Genomic DNA, 3,623 nt, shown 5'->3' with positions numbered 1-3,623 from the left:
GGTGAGGGCGGGGGCCTCGGGTGGCCCCCGCCGGGGGTCAGATCAGGCGGCTGATGGCGGGCATCAGGTCCTGGAACGTGCGGCCCGTGGCCGGTTCGCCGAGGGCGGTCATCTTCCAGATGGTGCCGGAGCGGTAGACCTTGGCCATGATCTGGGCGGTGTGCGGGCCGCCGCCGGTGAGGGTGTAGCGGGCCAGCTCCTCACCGGTGTTTTCGTCGATCAGTCGGCAGTATGCGTTCTGCACTTCCTTGAAGGTCTGGCCGGTGAAGGAGTTCACCGTGAAGACGATCTGGTCGACATTGGCGGGGACACGCCGGAGGTCGACCGCGATGGATTCGTCGTCGCCCTGGCCCGTGCCGCCGACGAGGTTGTCCCCGCTGTGCTGCACGGAACCGTCATTGCTGGTCAGGTGCTGGAAGAAGACGACGTCCACGCTCTGGCCGCCGGCGAAGAGCACCGCCGAGGCGTCCAGGTCGATCTCCCGGGCGCCGGCCAGCTTGGCGAGGAAGCCCTTGCGCTGCGCTGCCTGCCAGCCCAGGCCCATGCGTACGACGCTGAGCGTGCCGCCGTCGGACTTGCTCAGGCTGATCTGCTGACCCTTGTTCAGGTTCACGGACATACGGAGAAGCCTCGCTCGTGTCGGTTCCCGGCGGTAGATGGAGCTGAAGCCAGGTCGGAATCTTCGGTATCTACAGCAGTGTAGAGATCCGGAGAGCGGTGCGGTTGGAGGGTCAGTGCACGAGGGGCGGGAGGGGCGGCAGGGGTGGCAGGGACGTGGCCGTGCGGTGGTCGTCGACGGCGCGGGTGATGTCGTCGTCCACGAGCTCCAGGTTGAGGGCGAAGGCCGCGGCCGCGCCCATACCGGCCGCGGTGACCACCATCGCGCGCGGGTCGACGACATTGCCCACCGCCCACACGCCGGGCACGCTGGTGCGGCCCGCGCGGTCGGTGGTGACCCAGCCGTTGTCGTCCTTCGCGCAGCCCAGGCCGGTGAGCAGGGCGTCGCGGGGCACCATCGTCGGGACGACGAAGACCGCGCTGCGGGGTACTGCGCGGCCCTCGGCCAGTTCGACGCCGCGCAGCCGGTCGTCCTCCACCACGAGCCGCTCGACCGTGCCCTCGACGATGCGCACACCGCGGGCGGTCAGCCGCTCGCGGTCCTCGTCGGTCGTGTGCTGAGTGTGCGGGAAGTACACGATGTCGTCCGACCACTGGCGCAGCAGCAGTGCGTGACCGGCCGCGCCCGGGTGTGTGCCCAGTACCCCGATAGGCTGGTCGCGGACCTCGTAGGCGTGGCAGTACGGGCAGAACAGCAGGTCGGTTCCCCACCGTTCGCGGACGCCCGGGATGTCGGGCAGGTCGTCGCGCAGTCCGGTGGCCACGATGACGTGGCGGGCGGTGAGCACGGGGCCGCCGGCCATCCGTACCTGAAAATGAGGGGTTGCGCCGTCTATCAGGTCAACCTGACCCCTTATCAAGTCGACGCCATAGCAGGCGAGTTCGACGCGCCCGGCTGCCAGTATCTCCCTTGGTGCCATGCCGTCCCGGGAGAGGAAGCCGTGCATGTGCGCGGCTGGGGCGTTGCGTGGCTGCCCCGCGTCCACCACGGCCACCCGGCGGCGGGAACGGGCCAGTACCAGTGCGGCGTTGAGCCCGCCGGCACCCGCACCGACCACCACGACGTCGTACGCCGGACTGTTGGCTGCTGCGTTCGTCATGTTGCTCATGGCTTGCTCACGGCCTTCCTGTCGCTCGCGGTGGTGATTTGTGGCCCCAGGTTGCGACCGCTGCCCAGAAGAGGCAATTTCTGTTGCCGTTTCCGGGACGGGGCGGTGCAATGGGTCGCGTGGAGCATTCACCTGCCATCGCCCGGGCCCTCACCGAAGTCGGCCCCCGCCTGAAGCGTCTGCGCACCCAGCGCGGTGTGACCCTGGCGGCGCTCTCCGAGGCGACCGGTATCTCGAAGAGCACGCTCTCCCGGCTGGAGGCCGGGCAGCGCCGCCCCAGCCTGGAATTGCTGCTGCCGATCTCGCAGGCGCACCAGGTGCCGCTGGACGAGCTGGTCGTCGCCCCGGAGGTCGGAGATCCCCGGATCCGTCTCACGCCGCAGCGCGTGAACGGCAATACCGTGCTGCCGCTCACCCGGCAGCCGGGCCCGCTGCAGACCTTCAAGATGATCCTCCCGGCCACCCGGTGCGAGCCGGAGCCGTGTACGCACGAGGGGTACGAGTGGCTCTATGTGCTCTCCGGGCGGCTGCGGTTGATCCTGGCCGACCACGATCTGGTACTGACTCCGGGCGAGGCGGCGGAGTTCGACACCCGGCTGCCGCACTGGTTCGGCAGTACCGGGGACGGGCCGGTCGAGCTGCTGAGCCTCTTCGGCCGCCAGGGCGAGCGCATGCACGTACGCGCCAAGCCGAAGGCCCGGGAGGGGCGGGCCGGTGAATGATCGCTCCAAGGGGGCCGGACTACCCGTTCGCTGACAAGATCACCAATGTGGTCGTCGTCCGCGCCGACGCCGACGCCGACATCGCGCCGATGCCGCAGCCTGCCGGAACCTGGCAGCAGCCCAGCGGCACCTGGCAGTAGTGCCGAGGGCGGGGCTCTGCGGGCGTTCACCGTCCGCCGGTCGCGCCCCGGCGCGCGCCGCAGCACTGGCGGATGAGGTCGGGTGTCAGCGGTCCGCCGTCCGGTGAGGTCACCACGGCCCGCAGCTCGGGCGACTCCGCCGCGGCGCGCAGCGGTTCGGGGAAGTGATCGGAGCGCCACAGGGTTCGGCGACGTGGTCCGTGCGCGGCTGTCCATTATGAGTTCTCTCACCCTCTCGGTCCCATCCCCGCCCGGATTCCGGGCTCCGGCGGCAGCCGTGGGATTCGGGGGCCCGGCGGGCTGGGATGATCGGGATATGGCTGAACGTGTGATCGCCGCGTGTGACGGGGCGTCGAAGGGAAATCCCGGCCCGGCCGGCTGGGGCTGGGTCATCGCCGACGAGACGGGTCTGCCCGCCCGCTGGGAGGCGGGTCCGCTGGGTACGGCGACGAACAACGTCGCGGAACTCACCGCGCTGGAAAGGCTGTTGACGGCTGTCGACGCCGACGTGCCGCTGGAGGTCCGGATGGACTCCCAGTACGCGATGAAGGCGGTCACGACCTGGCTGCCCGGCTGGAAGCGCAAGGGCTGGAAGACCTCCGCCGGAAAGCCGGTCGCCAACCAGGAGCTCGTCGTCCGCATCGACGCGCTGCTCACGGGCCGCGACGTGGACTTCCAGTACGTGCCCGCGCACCAGGTCGACGGCGACCCGCTCAACGACTTCGCCGACCGCGCCGCCAGCCAGGCCGCCACGGCCCAGGAGGCCGCGGGCAGCGAGTACGGTTCCCCGGCCCCGCCGCCCTCGGCGGCCCCGGCCCGCGCCGGTACCGCCCGCCGAGCCTCGGGCGCCGCCAAGTCGGCCGCCGCCAAGTCGTCCGGCGCGTCGAAGCGGCGCGGCTCGGGGTCCTCCACGCGCACGCTCAAGGCCAAGTTCCCCGGCCGCTGCCGCTGCGGCCGCGCCTACACCGCCGGGGAGACCATCGCCAAGAATCCGCAGGGCTGGGGCCACCCGGCCTGCCGGGTGGGGGCGGGGG

The 3,623-nt window shown here is 71.0% G+C and carries 5 protein-coding genes; 3 read left to right on the top strand and 2 right to left on the bottom strand.

Going from position 1 to position 3,623, the window contains the following annotated elements; translation table 11 throughout:
- Positions 1 to 37 precede the first annotated feature (37 nt).
- Both CCS38_RS03740 and CCS38_RS03735 read right to left on the bottom strand, forming a co-directional pair.
- Entirely contained in the window at positions 38 to 619 is a 582-nt protein-coding gene (locus CCS38_RS03740; protein ID WP_223731741.1) for a TerD family protein, read from the bottom strand.
- A 112-nt stretch (positions 620 to 731) separates the two neighbouring features.
- Positions 732 to 1,718 carry an NAD(P)/FAD-dependent oxidoreductase gene (locus CCS38_RS03735; protein ID WP_223731740.1) on the bottom strand — a complete coding sequence of 329 codons (987 nt, stop codon included), beginning with the start codon at positions 1,716 to 1,718 and terminating at the stop codon, positions 732 to 734.
- 119 nt (positions 1,719 to 1,837) lie between these two features.
- On the opposite strand from CCS38_RS03735, the gene CCS38_RS03730 reads away from it, so the two are divergent.
- The 3 genes from CCS38_RS03730 to CCS38_RS03720 all read left to right on the top strand — a co-directional run.
- A complete protein-coding gene (locus CCS38_RS03730; RefSeq protein ID WP_223731739.1) occupies positions 1,838 to 2,449 on the top strand; it encodes a helix-turn-helix domain-containing protein in 612 nt (203 codons plus the stop codon).
- Positions 2,446 to 2,589 (top strand): hypothetical protein, encoded by a 144-nt coding sequence (locus CCS38_RS03725; RefSeq protein WP_223731738.1) that lies wholly within the window; start codon positions 2,446 to 2,448, stop codon positions 2,587 to 2,589. Before CCS38_RS03730 ends, CCS38_RS03725 begins: the two co-directional genes overlap by 4 nt.
- Positions 2,590 to 2,905: 316 nt before the next feature.
- On the top strand, positions 2,906 to 3,623 hold a 718-nt coding region (locus CCS38_RS03720), incomplete at its 3' end, for a ribonuclease H family protein (RefSeq protein WP_223731737.1).

It is taken from the genome of Streptomyces purpurogeneiscleroticus (assembly GCF_020024005.1).
Classification (GTDB): domain Bacteria; phylum Actinomycetota; class Actinomycetes; order Streptomycetales; family Streptomycetaceae; genus Streptomyces; species Streptomyces purpurogeneiscleroticus.
This window is presented reverse-complemented; position numbering and strand designations above follow the sequence as displayed.

Coding starts and splice junctions, on each gene's coding strand:
- CCS38_RS03740 (WP_223731741.1), bottom strand. CDS start 619: ATGTCCGTGAACCTGAACAAGGGTCAGCAGATCAGCCTGAGCAAGTCC.
- CCS38_RS03735 (WP_223731740.1), bottom strand. CDS start 1,718: ATGACGAACGCAGCAGCCAACAGTCCGGCGTACGACGTCGTGGTGGTC.
- CCS38_RS03730 (WP_223731739.1), top strand. CDS start 1,838: ATGGGTCGCGTGGAGCATTCACCTGCCATCGCCCGGGCCCTCACCGAA.
- CCS38_RS03725 (WP_223731738.1), top strand. CDS start 2,446: ATGATCGCTCCAAGGGGGCCGGACTACCCGTTCGCTGACAAGATCACC.